Raw genomic sequence first — 3,529 nt, forward strand, 5'->3', positions numbered from 1 at the left:
CGCGGGCGGTGGGCGGGTGCGCGCGGGCGCGCGGGGCGCGCGGGGCGCGCGCCATAACCGACAGAACGTCACACGGCACCCAAAGCGAATGCCCCCCGTATTCAACGGGCCCCGGGAGAACCTTGTTTCTCGTCCCGCCGCGTGAGTATCGTGGCGGACGGGAGGACGTCTTCGCACGCCGATTAGCTCCACTGACCAGGGCCGGCGACGTCCTCAACGGGGTGCCAAGCGAAATGGGGTTGCGAATGTTGGGGGCGCTCGACTCGCGCATGTTCATGCTGCCATCACGGCCGATTTCCCACCGGTAGCCGACACTTCGGCGCCATCGCCTCTCGCGGGGAGAAACCTCCCCTTCGAAAGCCGGGAACCGTGGATGGGCAGCCGCGCTTCACGCGTGTGCGATCACGTCGGTGCCCGCGCGTGCGATCACTTCGGTACGAACACGTACCGCGTGGTGCGCACGCGTGCCGCCCGATCGACACGTAAGGGCGCTCGCCCGCCTGATCATTGCTCCCTCCTGGTCAGCCACCGGTCAGCCATCAGAAAGATGACTCAGGAATATGGCGACTTCATCCGTGGAGATCAGGCCACCCGAACTCTCCACCGCACGGCTCGTTCTGGCCTATGTGATCACCGGACTCGCGACGTTCATGGCGGGGCTCGACAACCTCGTCGTGACCACCGCGCTTCCCGCGATCCGGGCCTCGTTCGAGGTCGGCGTCTCGGATCTGACCTGGAGCGTCAACGCCTACACGATCGCGTTCTCCGTGTTCATGCTGGCCGCCGCCGCGCTGGGCGACCGGTACGGACGGGTGCTGATCTTCACGGTCGGCATCGCGGTCTTCGGGGCGTCCTCCGCGCTGGTCGCGCTGGCCCCGACGATGCTCTGGTTCAGCCTCTTCCGCGCGGTCCAGGGCGTCGGCGCCGCCATGATCATCCCGCTGGCGATGACCCTTCTCATCGGGGTGGTGCGCCAGAAGGAGCGGCCGATCGCGCTCGGCATCCTCGGCGGGATCAACGGACTCGCCATCGCGCTGGGCCCGTTCGTCGGCGGCTGGCTCGTACACAGCGTCGACTGGCACCTCATCTTCTGGCTCAACGTGCCGATCGCCGGCGTCCTCGTCCCGCTGGCGGCCCTCTCGTTCCGGGGCATGGCCCGCGTCGAACGCGCCAGCATCGACGTGCCCGGCATCGTCCTGCTCTCGCTCGGGCTCACCGGCCTCCTCTTCGGCCTGCTGCGCTCGGAGGACTCCGGCTGGCCGCGGGCCGACAGCGGCGGCCTCGTCGTGCTCGGCCTCGCGCTGATCGCGGCGTTCTGGCAGGTGGAGTCGAGGCTGCCGGCGCCGATGCTGCCGCCGCGCCTGCTCGGCTCGCGCGGGTTCCGGCTGTCGCTGGCGACGGCCCTGCTCACCAGTGCCGGCGTCTTCGGCGCGGTCTTCCTGATGACGCAGTACCTCCAGGTCGTGCTCGCCTACAACCCGCTCCGCGCCGGGCTCGCGACGCTGCCGTGGACGCTGGTCCCGCTGGTGGCGGCGCCGGCGGCCGGCATCCTCGCCAGCCGGGTCGGCATGAAGTGGCCGCTGGTCGTCGGCACGGCGCTCCAGGCGGGCGCGCTCGGCTGGTTCGCGCTGGTGCTGCGCTCCGACGTGCCCTATGCGCTGCTCCTGCCGGGGCTGATCTGCGCGGGCCTCGGCATGGGCGTCTTCTTCGCCCTGATCACCGGCCAGGCGATCTTCTTCGCCAGGCCCGAGGACGAGGGGATCGCCTCGGGCGTCGGCAACTCCGTCCGGGAGATCGGCGTGCTGCTCGGCGTCACCGTGGCGGCGACGGTCTTCGCCTGGAACGACGGCGACTCCTCGCCCGCCGGATTCACCGCCGCCACGCCCTCCACGCTGCTGGTCACCGCCGGCGTCGTCGCCGCCGCGGTGATCACGGCGGCGCGCACCCCCAACGACTCCCCCTTACCCACGTCCATCCCTGAGGAGAACAGATGACGTCCTTTCTGATCGCCAGTTCACCACTGCTCGGACATGTCTCCCCGTGTCTGACCATCGGCGCTGAGTTGACCCGCCGAGGCCACCAGGTTCGCTTTCTCACCGGCACCCGGCACCGGGAACGGGTCGAGGCGGCCGGCGTCAGGTTTCTGCCGCTTCCACCCGGCGCCGACTTCGACGACCGCGATATGCGGTCCGCCTTTCCACAGGTGGCCGAGCTGACCGGAATCAAGGGGCTCAGCGCGGCCGTGCTCGAAGTGTTCTCGAAGCCGATCGACGCGCAGTACGAGGCGATGACCGCCGCGCTCGAAGCCGAGAAGACGGATGTGATCCTCACCGAGATGCTGTTCGCCGGCGTCTATCCGCTGACGCTGCTGCCGCGCGAGGAGAGACCACGCATAGGGATACTCGGCATCAGCCCGCTCACGCTCAAGGCGCCGGGACTTCCCCCCTACGGAATGGGGCTCCTTCCCGCGACCAACACGGCGGAACGTGTGCGGAACGCGACGCTCCGCGTTCTGGCGCGGGCGGTGGTGCTGAGGCCGGCGCAGAAATACCTTTCGCGGGCGATGCGGAGGCTGGTCGGAAAGCGACTGCCCTGCTCCTTCTTCGAGATGCCCGGTCTTGGCGACGCCCTGTTCCACCTGGGCACGGAGGGGTTCGAGTATCCGCGCCCCTCGGCCCGCACCGAGATCATCTACATGGGCCCGCTGCCGTCGAAGTCCATCGGCGGGACCCGCCCCGACTGGGCCCCCGACCTGGAGGGCCGCACCGTGGTCCACGTCACCCAGGGAACGGTCGCCAACGCCGACCTGACGGCGCTCATCATCCCCACCGTCGCCGCGCTCGCGGACTCCGACGAGCTGGTCGTGGTCAGCGGCGGCGGGCGGCCGGAGGCGGAGGTCGAGGCGGCGATCGTCGAGGCCCTCGGCGCGGTGCCGGCCAATGTGCGGATCGGCTCGTACATCGACTACGACTGGCTGTTCCCGCGCGTCGACATCCTGGTCACCAACGGCGGCTACGGCGGGGTCAACCTGGCGCTGCGGCACGGCGTTCCGCTGGTCATCGCCGGCGACACCGAGGACAAGCCCGAGGTGGCCGCCCGGGTCCACTGGTCGGGGGCCGGCCTGAAGATGAGCAGCGCATCTCCGAGCCGGGAGGAGATCGGGGAGGCCATCGCGACGCTGCGCCGCGAGGACTCGTACCGGGCGAAGGCGGCGTCCATCGGCGCGGAGATCGAGGCGGCGCCGGGCTTCGACGCGATCGAGGACTTCGCCGCCCGGCCGGCGCTCCAGGCCGCCGGCCAGGCGCGCTGAGCGAGGCGGCGGAACGGGGGCGGAACGCCGAGGGCCCGGGTCCGGTCGTGGTGACCGGTCCCGGGCCCTGCTTGGCTCTCCCCGCCGGGTGCGTCAGTAGGCGCTGTCGACGTTGTCCATGGAGCCGTAGCGGTCGGCGGCGTAGTTGCAGGCGGCGGTGATGTTGGCGACGGGGTCGTAGATGTTCTTGCTGGTTCCGTCGACGTGGTACTGCTCGAA

Annotated in this window: 2 protein-coding genes and 1 pseudogene; 2 read left to right on the forward strand and 1 reads right to left on the reverse strand. The window is 70.2% G+C overall.

What is annotated here, in order from left to right:
* The first annotated feature begins 560 nt into the window (after positions 1-560).
* Together EBN88_RS29155 and EBN88_RS29160 are read left to right on the forward strand one after the other, a co-directional pair.
* Positions 561-1,994: an MFS transporter gene (locus tag EBN88_RS29155; RefSeq protein WP_122400000.1), complete on the forward strand. Its 1,434-nt coding sequence runs from the start codon at positions 561-563 to the stop codon at positions 1,992-1,994.
* Entirely contained in the window at positions 1,991-3,310 is a 1,320-nt protein-coding gene (locus tag EBN88_RS29160; protein WP_122400001.1) for a glycosyltransferase, read from the forward strand. The genes EBN88_RS29155 and EBN88_RS29160 overlap by 4 nt, the downstream gene beginning before the upstream one ends.
* A 93-nt stretch (positions 3,311-3,403) precedes the next feature.
* On the opposite strand, the pseudogene EBN88_RS32835 reads toward EBN88_RS29160, so the two are convergent.
* Positions 3,404-3,529: pseudogene (locus tag EBN88_RS32835) on the reverse strand (transglycosylase SLT domain-containing protein); the annotation flags it as partial.

This window comes from Streptomyces triticirhizae (assembly GCF_003696235.1).
In the GTDB taxonomy this organism is placed as follows: domain Bacteria; phylum Actinomycetota; class Actinomycetes; order Streptomycetales; family Streptomycetaceae; genus Streptomyces; species Streptomyces triticirhizae.